The organism is Paracoccus isoporae (assembly GCF_900101865.1).
Taxonomy (GTDB): Bacteria; Pseudomonadota; Alphaproteobacteria; order Rhodobacterales; family Rhodobacteraceae; genus Paracoccus; species Paracoccus isoporae.
On the sequence record NZ_FNAH01000008.1, the window covers coordinates 1 to 15,402 of the forward strand.

A 15,402-nucleotide genomic window follows, 5' to 3' on the forward strand; every position below is an offset into this window, starting at 1 on the left:
GTCGACAGCTATATCCCGACGCCGGAGCGCGCCGTGGATCAGCCCTTCCTGATGCCGATCGAGGACGTGTTCTCGATCTCGGGCCGCGGCACGGTGGTGACCGGCCGGGTCGAGCGTGGCGCGGTGAACGTGGGCGACGAGCTTGAAATCGTCGGCATCCGCGACACCAAGAAGACCACCTGCACCGGCGTCGAGATGTTCCGCAAGCTGCTCGATCGCGGCGAGGCGGGCGACAATATCGGCGCGCTGCTGCGCGGCATCGAGCGTGACGGCGTCGAGCGCGGCCAGGTTCTGGCCAAGCCCGGTTCCGTGACCCCGCACACCAAGTTCGAGGCCGAGGCCTACATCCTCACCAAGGAAGAGGGTGGCCGCCACACCCCGTTCTTCGCCAATTACCGTCCGCAATTCTACTTCCGCACCACGGATGTGACCGGCACGGTGAAGCTGCCGGAAGGCACGGAGATGGTGATGCCGGGCGACAACCTGAAATTCGAGGTCGAGCTGATCGCCCCGATCGCGATGGAAGAGAAACTGCGCTTCGCCATCCGCGAAGGCGGCCGCACCGTCGGCGCCGGCGTGGTGGCCAAGATCATCGAGTGATGACCGGCTGAGGGCGGGACCACCCCCGCCCGCGCGACGAGATCAAGGCCCGCCCCGAAAGGGGCGGGTTTTTTCGTGACGGGGCGGGGGCGGTGGTGCGCCATTCCGCGAAAGCCGCGAAAAACAGGCCGTTAATTTCACCGCGGCCCGTTCAGAACGAGCTGTCACATCAGCATGCGACCGCGTCCACCTGCTGACGCGAATTGTCAGGGCCGGACGATGATACTGTGCCGGTAAGCAGCAGGAGCATGACGATGATCGACCATATCGGATTTCACGTTTCGGATCTGACCCGCGCGCGAGCCTTTTACGCGGCGGCTTTGGCACCGCTCGGTCTGACAGTCCAGATGGAGGTGACAGAGGAGATGACCGGCGGACATGGCAGCCACGTCGCCTTCGGCCGCGAAGGCAACCCGTTTTTCTGGATCGGCACCGGAAAGCCGGCGATGGGCGGGCTGCATGTCGCGTTTCTGGCGGATGACGAGGCGGGCGTTGCTGCGTTTCACGCCGCAGCGCTCGAGGCTGGCGGGACGGATAACGGTGCGCCGGGACCGCGCCCGGACTACCACGCCGGCTACTACGGCGCCTTCGTGATCGGTCCTGATGGCAATAATATCGAGGCCGTCTTCCACGGAGCCACGCCATGACACGCTACCAGGGAAGCTGCTTCTGCGGCGCGGTGCGCTTCGAGGCCGAAGGCGATCTGGCGGATGGCACCCTGCGCTGCAATTGCCGGTTCTGCCGGAAGATGCGCTATTGGGAATTGCGCCTGCCGGAGCCTGAGGGGTTCCGCCTGCTGGCCGGTCGCGACGATCTGGCCGAGACGCCGCGCGCGGACGGGGCGGCGCTTGACATGCATCACTGGTTCTGCCGCCGTTGCGGGATCAGGCTGTGGACGGATGGCGAGATCCCGGAAATGGGCGGGCGCTTCGTTCAGGTCGTCGTCGCGGCGCTTGACGATGTCGGGGAGGCCGAACTGATTTCGGCGTCGGTCCATTACACCGATGGGGCACATGACGACTGGATGAATCCGGCCCCGGAGACGCGGCATCTCTAGCTCGGGCGCCGCGCCGGGTCTGGCTGCGAGCGGGCGGCACGGGAGGCTGAGCGCCTCCCGTGACCCGCACGCGCGATGTCAGTTGGTCGCGGCCTTGTTCACGCCGCCCTCGGCGATCTGGGTCATGTGGCGGTCGCCTTCCCAGGTGTGGTCGAGGCATTCCTGCAGCTTCGCCGCATCCCCGTCGAGACCCAGCCGGTTGGCGAAGGTGCGCACGCAGCCATAGCCCGCGATCGCGTAATGGGCCAGGCGCTGATACTGGGTTATGATGGCCGCGTCCTGCGCGTCCTCATCGGCAAATTCGGCTTCGAGCGCGTGCTTGCGGGCCTCGGTCACCAGCCCCTCCATGCCCTTGCAATGCTCGCCCGTCGGGTCGACGCCATGATCGTTGCAAAGCTGGGCCAGCACTTCCATCCCGTCGGAGGTGCCCTGGTTGCTGGCGATCAGCGCCTCGGACAGCTCCTTGGATTTCGAGGCGCGGCCCATCTCGGTGACGATCGGCATGGATTGCTTGCAGGCCGAATAGATGTCGCGAAGCTGGTCGAGATACAGATCCTTGAGGTTCTTGATGGCCATGATGACGCTCCTTTTGAATGTGTCTTCGGGTTTTGCCTTGCCGGGTCCACCCGTCGCATCGCCAACGCCGCGCGGCTTGCGGATGTTCCGGCCATCCAGCAAAGATCAACGGGAGACCGGACGCGCGGGTGGCCCCGTGCGCCGGATACGCTTGACACGGAGAGCGCGCTGCGCCAGCCCTTCGCCGCCGGTATGCGGGCCGGGCATGATGATATGGTGAGATGATGTTTGGCTGGTTTGAACGCCGGTTGGATCCCTATCCGCAGGGGGCGCCCGAGATGCCGCCGCGCAGCTTCTGGGGGTTCCTGCTGCATTACTCGCACGGCGCGCTGCCGTGGCTGGTGCTGCTGGCGCTGGGTTCCGCCGTGATCGCCATCATCGAGGTGGCGCTGTTCGGCTATCTGGGTGAACTGGTCAACCGGCTGTCCGACACGCCGCGCGATCAGTTCTGGCAGGCCGAGGGCCGGCGGCTGATCCTGATGGGGGTGGTCCTGCTGGTGGCGCTGCCGGTGTTGAACGGGCTGGCCAGCATGGTCATGCATCAGACGCTCCTGGGCAATTTCCCGCAGCGGATCCGCTGGCAGGCGCATCGCTACCTGCTGCGCCAGTCGGTCGGATATTTCCAGGACGAGTTCGCCGGGCGGATCGCGCAGCGCCTCATGCAGACCGCGCTCGCGGTGCGCGAGGTGGCGATGAAGATCATGGATGTCGCGGTCTATGTGCTGGTGATGTTCCTGGGCGCGGTGGTGGTCGCCGCGAGCCAGGACTGGCGGCTTGCGCTGCCCTTCGCGGCCTGGGGGCTGTGTTACGGGCTGCTGCTGTGGCAGATCGTGCCACGGCTCGGCCGGGTGGCGCAGGCGCAGGCGGATGCGCGCAGTGCCATGACCGGGCAGGTGGTGGACAGCTATACCAATATCGCCACGGTGAAGCTGTTCTCGCATTCCGACCGCGAAGAGGCCTGGGTGCGGCGCGGCATGGATGGATTCCTGCAGACCGTCTATGCGCAGATGCGGCTGTCTGCGTTGCAGGACATGCTGCTGACGCTGCTCAACGTGATGCTTGTCGCGGCGGTGACCTGTATCGGGCTGGTGCTATGGGTGGGCGGCACGGTCAGCGTGGGCGCATTGGCGGTCGCGGTGCCGCTGGCGCTGCGGCTGAACAACATGTCGCATTGGATCATGTGGGAATTCGCCGCGCTTTTCGAGAATATCGGCACGGTGCGCGACGGGATCTCGTCGCTGGCCCTGCCGCGCGCGGTGCAGGACAGCGCCACCGCGCAGACCCTGCGCCGTGGGCCGGGCGCGGTCAGCTTCGCCGATGTGACGTTCCGATATGACGCCTCGGCGGCGGATCGACCGCTGGCGGTGCTGGATGAGCTGAATCTCGAAATCGCGCCGGGCGAGCGGGTCGGGCTGATCGGCCGCTCTGGCGCGGGCAAGTCCACGCTCGTGAACCTGCTGCTCCGGTTTCACGACCTGGAGCGCGGTCGGATCACGATTGACGGGCAGGACGTGTCAGAGGTGACCCAGGAAAGCCTGCGCGCCGCCATCGGGGTGGTGACGCAGGACAGTTCTCTCCTGCACCGATCTGTCCGCGAGAACATCACCTATGGCCGCCCCGATGCGACGGAGGCGGAGATCCGGGCGGCAGTCGAGATGGCCGAGGCGCAGGATTTCATTCCGCTTCTGGCCGACAGCAAGGGTCGGCGGGGGCTGGATGCGCATGTGGGCGAGCGCGGGGTGAAACTGTCCGGCGGGCAGCGTCAGCGCATCGCCATTGCCCGTGTCGCGCTGAAGGATGCGCCAATCCTGGTGCTGGACGAGGCGACCTCGGCGCTCGACAGCGAGGCGGAGGCGGCGATCCAGTCGCGGCTCGATGCGCTGATGCAGGGCAAGACGGTGATCGCCATTGCTCATCGCCTGTCCACCATCGCGGCCATGGACCGGCTGGTGGTGATGGATCAGGGGCGGATCATCGAACAGGGCAGCCATGCCGAGCTGCTGGAGGCGGGCGGGCTTTACGCGCGTCTCTGGGCGCGGCAGTCCGGGGGGTTCTTGCTGACCGAGGACGCCGACGAGGACCGGGCGCTGGCGGGGGAATGACGCGGGCGGGCGGGTCTCGGACCCGTCAGTCGCCACGGTATGCGCGGGCTTGGGTGGGGTTCGCAACCAAACGTTCAGCTTGTCCCTGCTATTCCCCTTGCGCCGTGATCCGTTCCGCTTTAATCAGGCCCGCGGCCTAGGGGTATAGCTCAGTTGGTAGAGCATCGGTCTCCAAAACCGAGGGTCGTGGGTTCGAGTCCCTCTGCCCCTGCCAGTCGCCCGCCCGATTGCGCCAGAATGCGCAGCACCGGCCAAAGGCACGTCATCACATGACCCTGAGGATCCATCTCGGCGCGCACAAGACCGCGACAACAGAGCTGCAGCACGCGTTTCGCCGCGTGCGCGGCAAGTTGATCGCCGGTGGGCTTGGCTATCTGGGTCCGCGTTCCCTGCGCAGCGAGGCGTTGCCGCTCTATACAGCGCTGCATGCCGGCGACGATGCGGCGCAATCCATCGCCAAGACCGAGCTGAACGCCTGGCTGGCGCGGCACGACCATCACCTGATCTCCGAAGAGAACATCATCGGCACGACCTATCGCGCCGCCATGTTCGGCGAGGGCAATATCCTCTATCCCGGCGCGAAGGACGCGGTGGACGCGCTGCTGGCGTTGCTGGGCCATCCCGAGGTCGAGCTGTTCCTGGCGGTGCGCGATCCGGCCAGGTTCGTGTCTTCGGCCTATGGCCAGCAGTTGCGCATGGGCGTCGCCATCGACATCGACCGCTATGTCAGCGGGCTGTCTGTGGAGGAACTGGCCTGGACCGAGCTTGCACAGCGTTTGCTGTCCTGCGAGGGGGTGACCCGGCTGGTCTGCTGGCAGTATGAGTATTACGTGGCGCTGCGCCCGCAAGTCATCCGAGAGATGGTCGGCCCGGACTTGGCGCCGATCGTGCCCGCACCGACCTGGCGCAATGGCGGCATTTCCCAGGATGCCTATCACCTGTTCGCCGAACTGGCGATGAGCGATCTCGACACCCCGGTGGAGAAATTGCTGAACCGGGCCTGTGCCGAGCATCCGAAGACACGTGGCGTGCCGGCCATGCGGCCGCTGCGACCGCGCGTCTACGCGGCCAGCCGGCGCAACTATGCGCGTGATCTCGAACAGCTCTCGCGGTTGGACGGGGTGACATGGCTCGCGCGCGATGCGGGGGACGGATCCGGCGCGGACGGTGCCGAGCCTGCTTGAAAACCTTGCCGCCCCGGTCTATCTGGGCGGCTGCAACACGAGGATACCAATGGCCAACCCCGTCCAGTTTCTGTCTCAGGTCCGCGACCAGGCCGCCAAGATCACCTGGCCGACGCGGCGCGAGGTGGTGACGACCACGATCATGGTTTTCATCATGGCCACGCTGGCCGCGATCTTCTTCTTCCTGGTCGATATCGCGATCCGCACCGGGCTGACCTGGCTGCTCGGCTCGGTGTCCTGACCGGCCAGGGGCCTGACAGGGTTGCATTTGGCTGAGGGCGGGGTTATCTCCGCCCGACTTGCCCGGCCATCGGCGTGCACGATTCGGTGCGCGCCGGTTTCATTTTCGGGCATATTGGAATTCACGCGGACGGCAGGGCCGTCCCCAGACGACAAAACAGGGGTCGATCGGAACATGGCAAAGCGTTGGTATTCGGTCAGCGTCCTGTCGAACTTCGAGAAGAAGGTCGCCGAAGCGATTCGTCAGTCCATCGAGGAAAAGTCGATGGGCGACGAGATTGACGATGTCGTGGTCCCCACCGAAGAGGTGATCGAGGTGCGCCGCGGCAAGAAGGTGACCTCCGAACGCCGCTTCATGCCGGGCTATGTACTCGTGCATATGGACATGAACGACCGGACCTATCACCTGGTCAACTCGATCAACCGGGTGACCGGCTTCCTGGGTCAGCAGGGCAAGCCGTCGCCGATGCGCGATGACGAGGTCAACCTGATCCTGCACCGCACCGGCGAGGGCGGGGCAGAGGTCGCGCCGCGAAACCTGATCCGCTTCGACGTGGGCGAGACGGTGAACGTGACCGACGGCCCGTTCGAGGGGTTCTCCGGCACGGTCGAAGAGGTCGACGATGCGGCCGCCCGGATCAAGGTCACCGTGTCGATTTTCGGCCGGCCGACGCCGGTCGAACTGGAATTCACGCAGGTCGCCAAGACCGCGTGATGTGAGCGCGGGAGGCCCGAGGCCGCACCGCTATATCTGCCCGGACGCCCGCGAGGGCAGGGCGCGATGAAAAAGGAGAGGCCAGATGGCCAAGAAAGTTGTTGGGCAGCTCAAGCTGCAGATCAAGGCGGGTGAAGCCAACCCGTCCCCGCCCGTCGGCCCCGCACTGGGTCAGCGCGGCATCAATATCATGGAATTCTGCAAGGCGTTCAACGCCAAGACGCAGGAGATGCAGAAGGGCTCGCCCGTCCCGGTGGTGATCACCTATTACCAGGACAAGTCGTTCACCTTCGAGACTAAGACGCCGCCGGCGTCCTTCCTGCTCAAGCAGGCGGCCGGTCTGAAGCCGCAGGGCAAGCGCAACCGCGCCAAGGGCTCGGAAAAGCCCGGCCGCGCCACCGCCGGTTCGGTCACCACCAAGCAGGTGCGCGAGATTGCCGAGATGAAGATGAAGGACCTGTCCGCGAATTCGGTCGACGAAGCGATGAAGATCATCGCCGGTTCGGCACGTTCGATCGGCATCGAGGTGAAGGGCTGAGCTGATGGCAAAGATTGCAAAGAAGAAAGCCGCCGCCCGCGCCGCCTTCGAGGGCAAGGCGAACCTGACCGTCGATGAGGCGGTCAAGCTGGTCAAGGATGCGGCCTCGGCCAAGTTCGACGAAAGCGTCGAGATCGCGATGAATCTGGGCGTCGATCCGCGTCACGCCGACCAGATGGTCCGCGGCGTAGTGCAACTGCCCGCCGGCACCGGCAAGGATGTCCGCGTGGCCGTGTTCGCCCGCGGCGCCAAGGCCGATGAGGCCAAGGAAGCCGGCGCCGAAGTCGTCGGCGCCGAGGATCTGGTCGAATCGATCCAGGGCGGCAATCTGGATTTCGACCGCGTGATCGCCACACCCGACATGATGCCGCTGGTCGGTCGTCTGGGCAAGGTGCTGGGTCCGCGCAACCTGATGCCGAACCCCAAGGTCGGCACGGTGACGATGGATGTCGCCCAGGCCGTGGCCGCCGCCAAGGGCGGTGAGGTGCAGTTCAAGGCCGAGAAGGCCGGGGTCGTCCATGCCGGCATCGGCAAGGTCAGCTTCGACGCCGAGAAGATCGCGCAGAATGTCCGCGCCTTCGTCGAGGCGGTGAACCGCGCCAAGCCGACCGGCGCCAAGGGCACCTATGTCAAGAAGGTCTCGATCAGCTCGACCATGGGTCCGGGCGTGACCATCGACGTTGCCGACGCGGTGGCGGCGCAGTAAGCGATTCGATCCGAACGTGAAGATCCCCGGCGCCGGACTGGCGGCCGGGGATTTTCTTTTGGTCGCCAGTGAATTGAACTGGCTGCGTGACTGGTGCTACACACGCTGTGATTGATCGGGTGAAACGCCCCTCACGCTGAGACAGGCCGGGCCCCATGCGAAAGACCAGCTATTTCTTCGTGATGGATGGTCCGGGCTTTCAGAGCGCCGCGGTGCTTCTGGCCACGTCCCTGCGCATGCAGATGGGTGAGGATGTGGAGATCATCGCCTATGTGCCGGAGCATAACAGCAAGGGCTTCGCACGCGCGCCCGAAATCATGCTGGAGTTGCTGCGCATCGATGTGCGGACGATGAGAACGGATCATGTCGCCTGGGCAGAGCCCTATCCGCATGGAAACAAGATCATCGCGTGCTGCGAGCCGCGGAGTTGCGAGCTGTCGGTGTTTCTCGACACCGACATGATCTGCGCGCGACCGCTCGATTTCTCTGACGTGCCGGATGAGCCCTGCCTGTTTGCAGTGCCGGAAGGCGTGCCGACCTGGGGCATTGATCCGGGCGACTGGGAAACCGCTTACGCGGTGCTTGATCTGCCGCTCCCGGCGGAAAGAATGTTTCTGGTGCGCCCCCCATATTTCCGGTCGCTGCCCTATCTCAACGCGGGGCTTGTCGGGTTTCACGAAAATCTCGACGGCGGCAACCGCCTTCCCGAGCTGTGGCTGGACACTGCGCTGAGGCTGGACCGGGACGATCGCGTGACGCAGAAACGGCCCTGGCTGGATCAGATTGCACTGCCGATCGCGGCCCGGCGCGCAGGCGCGGCGCTGCATGTTCTGCCGGAAAGCTATAACTACTCTCTGTTTCGCCGCACCCAGGCAGAACAGGCTGTCAAGCCCCATATCGCGCATTACCATATGCCTGCACATTATCGCCAATGGGCCTGCTGCCGGGCCGTCACCGAACGCGCCCTGGCGCTGTGCCCCGAGCGGAAGCGCAGCCATTTGCGACGGCATCTGGGAGTGTTTTTGCGGGGGATTGAGACGGAATGACGAAGCGCATGACTGAAACCGTGCAGATGGCCACAGTGCTTCGCGAGCCGCTGGAGCAGACCCTGCGCTTCGTGTCCTGGTATTGTGAACTGGGCGTCGAACGCATCGAGCTGTTCTTCGACGATCCGCAGGACCCGGCGATCGAATTGGTGGAGACGCGACCGGAGGTCCGCGTGCATCGCTGCACGGCGGATTTCTGGCGCGGCATCGGGGCGCAGCCCGACATGGCCTTCGTCAAGCGGCAGAACGCTGCGCTGACATTCGCTTATCGTGGCGCGAAAGCAGATTGGTTTCTGGCTGTGGACAGTGACGAATTCGTCTATCTGCAAGGCCGCAATTTCGACGAGTTCCTCCGCTCCGTGCCCGATGATGCCCCCGCGGTCCGTTTCTGCACGGCCGAACATGTGACGACGCCAGGACACGGGGGGAACTGGTTCCGCTTGCCGCTGCCCCGCGCCGTGATCCGGCAGAATGGCGGTGCGGCAGCCTTCTATCTTGCGCCGCGTGGCGGCCTCGTGGGTCATGCGGACGGAAAATCGCTGACCCGCACCGGGTTCGACGTTTTCCGGGTGAGGCAGCATTTGGTCGTGGGCCGGGACCGCAAACCGATTGACGGAATCTTCGTGGGGCCGGCAAACGGCGCCATGCTCCTGCACTTCGTCGACAATGGCTATGATCGATGGCGCGCGAAGCTGGCCTGGCGCAGAGGGTCCTGGGGGCTTCCCCGGCGTGCGTCAGCGCGGCTCGACGAAATTGATCGCTTTCCCGCGGAGGAGGCTGAGCGGGAATACCGCGCGCTCTACGACCTTCTGCACCAACTCGAACCTGAGACGTGCGAGAAGCTCGAAGGCTTGGGTGGAGTCATCCGCTTGGATGTCGATACGCACGGCCAGATCGACCGTATTTTCCCCGGCCATGGGAATAGCAACCAAGGTTGATCTGCCGAAGCGATGTCGCCCCTTGGCAAAGACCGGCATTTGCCCTAAACGGGCCATTCGCATCGGATCCGTGATTCGCGGACCCGGTGCTTTCGTCCGAGACGGAGGGTGCCGCGTGCGGCTTAATGTCCTTCCCGAGATGGAAGTCGAGACCATTTTTCCGGGGGCTCTCCTCGGGTGATCTCGGGTCCATCGATTGCGGACCCGACCCGCGGCCCTTCGGGGCCAACGGAAAGTGAGAGCCGGGGGTTCGCCCCCAAACTTGGAGTTAACCGTGGATAGAGCGCAAAAAGAACAGGTGGTCGAGGAACTCGGCCAGATCTTTGAAAGCTCTGGCGTCGTGGTGGTTGCCCATTACGAAGGGATGACGGTTGCACAGATGCAGGACCTGCGCGCGCAGATGCGCGACGCTGGCGGGTCCGTTCGCGTTGCCAAGAACAGGCTCGCCAAGATCGCCCTGGAAGGAAAGCCCTGCGCAAGCATTGCTGACTACCTGACGGGCATGACCGTGCTGTCCTATTCGGAGGATCCTGTGGCTGCGGCCAAGGTCGCCGATTCATACGCCAAGGGGAACGACAAGTTCGTGATCCTCGGCGGTGCGATGGGCGACACGGCGCTTGATCCGGCCGGTGTGAAATCCGTGGCCGCCATGCCTTCGCGCGACGAGCTCATTGCCTCGATCGTCGGCTGCATCGGCGCTCCGGCTTCGAACATCGCCGGTGCGATTGGCGCACCTGCTTCGAACATCGCGGGCATTCTTTCGACGCTCGAAGAGCGCGAAGCCGCCTGATGCAACTCATTCCCGGCGTATGGACGATATCCGACGTTGGAACACAAACTTGGAAAGAACGGAAAAATGGCTGATCTGAAGAAACTCGCCGAAGACATCGTGGGCCTGACCCTGCTGGAAGCCCAGGAACTGAAAACCATCCTGAAGGATGAATACGGCATCGAGCCCGCCGCCGGCGGCGCGGTGATGATGGCTGGCCCGGCTGCCGGTGCGGCCGAAGCTGCCGAAGAAAAGACCGAATTCGACGTCGTGCTGACCGAAGCCGGCCCGAACAAGATCAACGTGATCAAGGAAGTGCGCGGCATCACCGGTCTGGGCCTGAAAGAAGCCAAGGACCTGGTCGAAGCCGGTGGCAAGGTCAAGGAAGGCGCTGCCAAGGACGAAGCCGAAGAGATGAAGAAGAAGCTCGAAGCGGCTGGCGCCAAGGTCGAGCTGAAATAATCGACCCTTCGGTCGCATGATTTGGGCAGGGTCCGGGAATTTCCCGGTCCCTGCCGAACCTGTCTTGAAGGGCGCTGATCCGATGCCTACATGGCATCAGCTTCCTTCAGGGCATGTTCAGGTTCGGGAGCCGCGCGGTGGGACGGGCGGCAGGTATTGAACAGGAACCCCTGACATTCGCAGACCGCGCCTGCCGGGCCCCGACGGCACGCGCGCGTCAAGACGAAAGGTGCAAGACCCCATGGCGCAGTCCTATGTCGGCCAGAAGCGTATCCGGCGCAGCTACGGCAATATCCGCGAAGTTCTGGAGATGCCGAACCTCATCGAGGTCCAGAAATCCTCCTATGACCTGTTCCTGAATTCCGGCGATGCCCCGACCCATACCGATGGCGAGGGGCTGCAGGGCGTGTTCCAGTCGGTCTTCCCGATCAAGGATTTCAACGAGACCGCGACGCTGGAATTCGTGAAATACGAGCTGGAAAAGCCGAAATACGACGTCGATGAATGCCAGAGCCGCGACATGACCTATGCCGCGCCGCTGAAGGTGACGCTGCGCCTGATCGTGTTCGATGTTGACGAGAACACCGGCGCGAAGTCGGTCAAGGACATCAAGGAACAGGACGTGTTCATGGGCGACATGCCCCTGATGACCCAGAACGGGACGTTCATCGTCAACGGGACCGAGCGCGTTGTCGTGTCGCAGATGCATCGCTCTCCGGGCGTGTTCTTCGACCATGACCGCGGCAAGACGCACAGCTCGGGCAAGCTGCTGTTCGCCTGCCGCATCATCCCCTATCGCGGCTCCTGGCTGGATTTCGAATTCGACGCCAAGGATCTGGTGTTCGCGCGCATCGACCGCCGCCGGAAGCTGCCGGTCACGACGCTGCTCTATGCGCTCGGTCTGGATCAGGAAGGCATCATGGATGCGTTCTACGACACTGTGCCGTTCAAGCTGCAGAAGGCGCAGAAGGGCAATGAGGGCGGCTGGGTCACGCGCTTCTTCCCCGACCGCGTCCGCGGCTCGCGCCCGGCCTTCGATCTGATCAACGCCGCCACCGGCGAGGTCATCACCAAGGCCGGCGAGAAGGTCACGCCGCGCAAGGTGAAGCAGCTTCTGGAAGGCGGCGAGGATATCGACCTGCTGGTGCCGTTCGATCAGATCATCGGCCGGTTCGTGGCCAGGGATCTGGTGAATGACGAGACCGGGCTGATCTATGCCGAGGCCGGGGACGAAATCACCGCCGACTATGACAAGGATGGCGAGCTGACCGGCGGTCTGCTGAAGTCGCTGCTGGATAACGACATCACCGACATTCCGGTTCTGGACATCGATAACGTCAATGTCGGCGCCTATATCCGCAACACCATGGCCGCGGACAAGAACATGAACCGCGATCAGGCGCTGATGGATATCTATCGCGTCATGCGTCCGGGCGAGCCGCCGACCGTGGAAGCGGCCTCGACCATGTTCGACAGCCTGTTCTTCGACAGCGAGCGTTACGACCTGTCCGCCGTGGGCCGGGTCAAGATGAATATGCGCCTCGACCTCGATGCGCCGGACACGCAGCGCACGCTTCGGCCTGAGGATATCGTGGCCTGCGTCAAGGGGCTGGTGGAACTGCGCGACGGCAAGGGCGAGATCGACGATATCGACCATCTGGGCAACCGCCGGGTGCGTTCGGTCGGTGAGCTGATGGAAAACCAGTATCGCGTCGGCCTGCTGCGCATGGAGCGCGCGATCCGCGAGCGCATGTCGGGCGTCGAGATCGACACGGTCATGCCGCAGGATCTGATCAACGCCAAGCCGGCGGCGGCGGCGGTGCGCGAATTCTTCGGCTCTTCGCAGCTTTCGCAGTTCATGGACCAGACCAACCCGCTGTCGGAGGTGACGCATAAGCGCCGCCTCTCGGCGCTCGGGCCGGGCGGTCTGACCCGCGAACGCGCGGGCTTCGAGGTGCGCGACGTGCACCCGACCCATTACGGGCGGATGTGCCCGATCGAGACGCCGGAAGGTCAGAATATCGGTCTGATCAACAGCCTCGCGACCTTTGCCCGCGTGAACAAATACGGCTTCATCGAGACCCCCTATCGCAAGGTGGTCGAGGGCAAGGTGACCGACGACGTGGTCTATATGTCCGCGACCGAGGAGATGCGCCACACCGTCGCGCAGGCCAATGCGCAGCTCGACGATGACGGCAAGTTCGTCAACGAACTGGTCAGCACCCGTCAGGCGGGCGATTTCATGCTGAACCCGGTGGACGCGGTCGATCTGATCGACGTGTCGCCCAAGCAGTTGGTCTCCGTCGCCGCGGCGCTGATCCCCTTCCTTGAAAACGATGACGCCAACCGCGCGCTGATGGGCTCCAACATGCAGCGTCAGGCGGTGCCGCTGCTGCGCGCCGAGGCGCCTTTCGTCGGCACCGGGATGGAAGCCACTGTGGCCCGCGATTCGGGTGCTGCGATCATGGCGACGCGTTCCGGCATCATCGACCAGGTCGATGCGCAGCGGATCGTTGTCCGTGCGACCGAAGATCTGGCTGGCGGCAATGCCGGGGTGGATATCTACCGGCTGCGCAAGTTCAAGCGCTCCAACCAGTCCTCGACCATCAACCAGCGTCCGCTGGTCAAGGTGGGCGAGAAGGTCGTGAAGGGGCAGGTGATCGCGGACGGTCCCTCGACCGATCAGGGCGAGTTGGCCATCGGCCGGAACGTGGTCGTCGCCTTCATGCCGTGGAACGGCTACAACTACGAGGATTCGATCCTGATCTCCGAGCGGATCCACCGCGACGACGTGTTCACCTCGATCCATATCGACGAATACGAGGTTGCGGCGCGCGACACCAAGCTCGGCCCGGAAGAGATCACCCGCGACATCCCGAATGTCGGCGAAGAGGCGCTGCGCAACCTCGATGAGGCGGGCATCGTCTATATCGGTGCCGAAGTCGGGCCGGGCGATATTCTGGTGGGCAAGATCACGCCCAAGGGCGAAAGCCCGATGACGCCGGAGGAAAAACTTCTGCGCGCCATCTTCGGCGAGAAGGCGTCCGATGTGCGCGACACCTCGCTGCGTCTGCCGCCGGGGGCCTACGGCACCATTGTCGAGGTCCGGGTGTTCAACCGTCACGGCGTCGACAAGGACGAGCGCGCGTTGCAGATCGAGCGCGAAGAGGTCGAACGCCTGTCGCGCGACCGCGACGACGAGCTGGCCATCCTGGAGCGCAACATCTATGCGCGGCTGAAGACGCTCATCGCCGGCAAGACCGCGGTGAAAGGTCCGAAAGGGATCAAGTCGGGCAGCATGATCGATGATGATCTGCTGGGCTCGATCTCGCGCGGGCTGTGGTGGCAACTGGCCATCGGCGACGAGGACACCGCCAAGGAAGTCGAGGCGCTGCACGATCAGTTCAACGCCCAGAAAAAGGCGCTCGAGGCCCGGTTCGACGACAAGGTCGAGAAGGTCCGTCAGGGCGACGATCTGCCTCCGGGCGTGATGAAGATGGTCAAGGTGTTCGTCGCGGTGAAGCGCAAGCTTCAGGCCGGCGACAAGATGGCCGGACGTCACGGCAACAAGGGGGTCGTCTCGAAGGTTGTGCCGATGGAAGACATGCCCTTCCTGGGCGACGGCACCCCGGTGGACCTGGTGCTGAACCCGCTCGGCGTGCCGTCGCGGATGAATGTCGGCCAGATCCTAGAAACCCATATGGGCTGGGCCTCTCGCGGGCTGGGCATCCAGATCGACGAGGCGCTCGAGGCATTCCGCAACGGGTCGGGCGACATGTCGGGTGTGCGCGACGCGATGAAGAACGGCTATGGCGACGAGATGTATGCCGAGACCTTCGACGGGTTGGCGGACGATCAGCTGCTGGAGCATGCCAACGCGGTGCGCAACGGCGTTCCGATCGCCACTCCGGTCTTCGACGGGGCCAAGGAAAGCGACGTGGATGACGCGCTGAAACGGGCGGGCTTCGACCAGTCCGGTCAGTCGGTGGTCTTCGACGGCCGCACCGGCGAGCAGTTCTCGCGTCCGGTGACGGTGGGGATGAAATATGTCCTGAAGCTGCACCACCTTGTCGACGACAAGATGCATGCCCGCTCGACCGGACCCTACAGCCTCGTCACGCAGCAGCCGCTGGGTGGTAAGGCCCAGTTCGGCGGCCAGCGTCTGGGTGAGATGGAGGTCTGGGCGCTTGAAGCCTATGGCGCCGCCTACACGTTGCAGGAAATGCTGACCGTGAAGTCGGACGACGTGGCGGGCCGAACCAAGGTTTATGAAAGCATCGTCAAGGGCGAGGATAATTTCGAGGCCGGCGTGCCGGAATCGTTCAACGTGCTCGTCAAGGAGGTCCGGGGTCTGGGCCTCAACATGGAACTCCTGGATGCGGAGGAAGAGGAATAACGGCTGTGGCCGTCTGGCGGGGCCGCTGCGCCCCGCCGCCTCCCTCCTCCCGCGCCCCTCATTAGGAATCTGA

At 64.2% G+C, this 15,402-nt stretch carries 15 protein-coding genes and 1 tRNA gene; 15 read left to right on the forward strand and 1 reads right to left on the reverse strand.

Annotated elements, in window-relative coordinates:
- From BLT73_RS12365 to BLT73_RS12375, 3 genes are all read left to right on the forward strand, one after another.
- Positions 1–600, forward strand: a 600-nt coding sequence (locus BLT73_RS12365; RefSeq protein WP_245727047.1) for an EF-Tu C-terminal domain-related protein, incomplete at its 5' end; no start/stop codon positions are given.
- Positions 601–854: 254 nt separating this feature from the next.
- Positions 855–1,247, forward strand: coding sequence for a VOC family protein (locus BLT73_RS12370; RefSeq protein WP_090524511.1), 393 nt, complete (start codon positions 855–857; stop codon positions 1,245–1,247).
- Positions 1,244–1,657 (forward strand): GFA family protein, encoded by a 414-nt coding sequence (locus BLT73_RS12375; RefSeq protein ID WP_090524253.1) that lies wholly within the window; start codon positions 1,244–1,246, stop codon positions 1,655–1,657. The genes BLT73_RS12370 and BLT73_RS12375 overlap by 4 nt, the downstream gene beginning before the upstream one ends.
- 78 nt (positions 1,658–1,735) lie before the next feature.
- Here BLT73_RS12375 and BLT73_RS12380 read toward each other — a convergent pair whose 3' ends face one another.
- Entirely contained in the window at positions 1,736–2,233 is a 498-nt protein-coding gene (locus tag BLT73_RS12380; protein ID WP_090524513.1) for a DUF892 family protein, read from the reverse strand.
- Positions 2,234–2,457: 224 nt separating this feature from the next.
- Between BLT73_RS12380 and BLT73_RS12385 the strand changes: the two genes are divergently transcribed.
- The 12 genes from BLT73_RS12385 to rpoB all read left to right on the forward strand — a co-directional run bounded on the left by BLT73_RS12385 (position 2,458) and on the right by rpoB (position 15,329).
- Positions 2,458–4,335, forward strand: a complete 1,878-nt coding sequence (locus tag BLT73_RS12385; protein WP_090524515.1) for an ABC transporter ATP-binding protein — start codon at positions 2,458–2,460, stop codon at positions 4,333–4,335.
- 138 nt (positions 4,336–4,473) lie between these two features.
- Positions 4,474–4,549: transfer RNA gene (locus BLT73_RS12390), tRNA-Trp, on the forward strand.
- A 55-nt stretch (positions 4,550–4,604) separates the two neighbouring features.
- Positions 4,605–5,519 carry a hypothetical protein gene (locus tag BLT73_RS12395; RefSeq protein WP_090524255.1) on the forward strand — a complete coding sequence of 305 codons (915 nt, stop codon included), beginning with the start codon at positions 4,605–4,607 and terminating at the stop codon, positions 5,517–5,519.
- Between the two features lie 49 nt (positions 5,520–5,568).
- Positions 5,569–5,760 carry a preprotein translocase subunit SecE gene (secE, locus tag BLT73_RS12400; RefSeq protein ID WP_090524256.1) on the forward strand — a complete coding sequence of 64 codons (192 nt, stop codon included), beginning with the start codon at positions 5,569–5,571 and terminating at the stop codon, positions 5,758–5,760.
- A 174-nt stretch (positions 5,761–5,934) separates the two neighbouring features.
- On the forward strand, positions 5,935–6,474 hold the full coding sequence (gene nusG / locus BLT73_RS12405) for a transcription termination/antitermination protein NusG (RefSeq protein ID WP_090524257.1): 540 nt from the start codon (positions 5,935–5,937) through the stop codon (positions 6,472–6,474).
- A gap of 85 nt (positions 6,475–6,559) precedes the next feature.
- Positions 6,560–7,012, forward strand: coding sequence for a 50S ribosomal protein L11 (gene rplK, locus BLT73_RS12410; RefSeq protein WP_090524258.1), 453 nt, complete (start codon positions 6,560–6,562; stop codon positions 7,010–7,012).
- A gap of 4 nt (positions 7,013–7,016) precedes the next feature.
- Entirely contained in the window at positions 7,017–7,718 is a 702-nt protein-coding gene (rplA, locus tag BLT73_RS12415) for a 50S ribosomal protein L1 (RefSeq protein WP_090524260.1), read from the forward strand.
- Between the two features lie 155 nt (positions 7,719–7,873).
- On the forward strand, positions 7,874–8,764 hold the full coding sequence (locus BLT73_RS12420) for a hypothetical protein (RefSeq protein WP_090524261.1): 891 nt from the start codon (positions 7,874–7,876) through the stop codon (positions 8,762–8,764).
- A gap of 8 nt (positions 8,765–8,772) precedes the next feature.
- Positions 8,773–9,702, forward strand: a complete 930-nt coding sequence (locus BLT73_RS12425; RefSeq protein ID WP_176805078.1) for a glycosyltransferase family 2 protein — start codon at positions 8,773–8,775, stop codon at positions 9,700–9,702.
- Positions 9,703–9,976: 274 nt separating this feature from the next.
- Positions 9,977–10,492, forward strand: a complete 516-nt coding sequence (gene rplJ / locus BLT73_RS12430) for a 50S ribosomal protein L10 (RefSeq protein ID WP_090524263.1) — start codon at positions 9,977–9,979, stop codon at positions 10,490–10,492.
- A 66-nt stretch (positions 10,493–10,558) separates the two neighbouring features.
- Positions 10,559–10,933, forward strand: coding sequence for a 50S ribosomal protein L7/L12 (gene rplL / locus BLT73_RS12435; protein WP_090524265.1), 375 nt, complete (start codon positions 10,559–10,561; stop codon positions 10,931–10,933).
- Positions 10,934–11,174: 241 nt separating this feature from the next.
- Complete coding sequence (gene rpoB, locus BLT73_RS12440; RefSeq protein ID WP_090524266.1) at positions 11,175–15,329, forward strand: DNA-directed RNA polymerase subunit beta; 4,155 nt, start codon at positions 11,175–11,177, stop codon at positions 15,327–15,329.
- Positions 15,330–15,402: the final 73 nt, after the last annotated feature.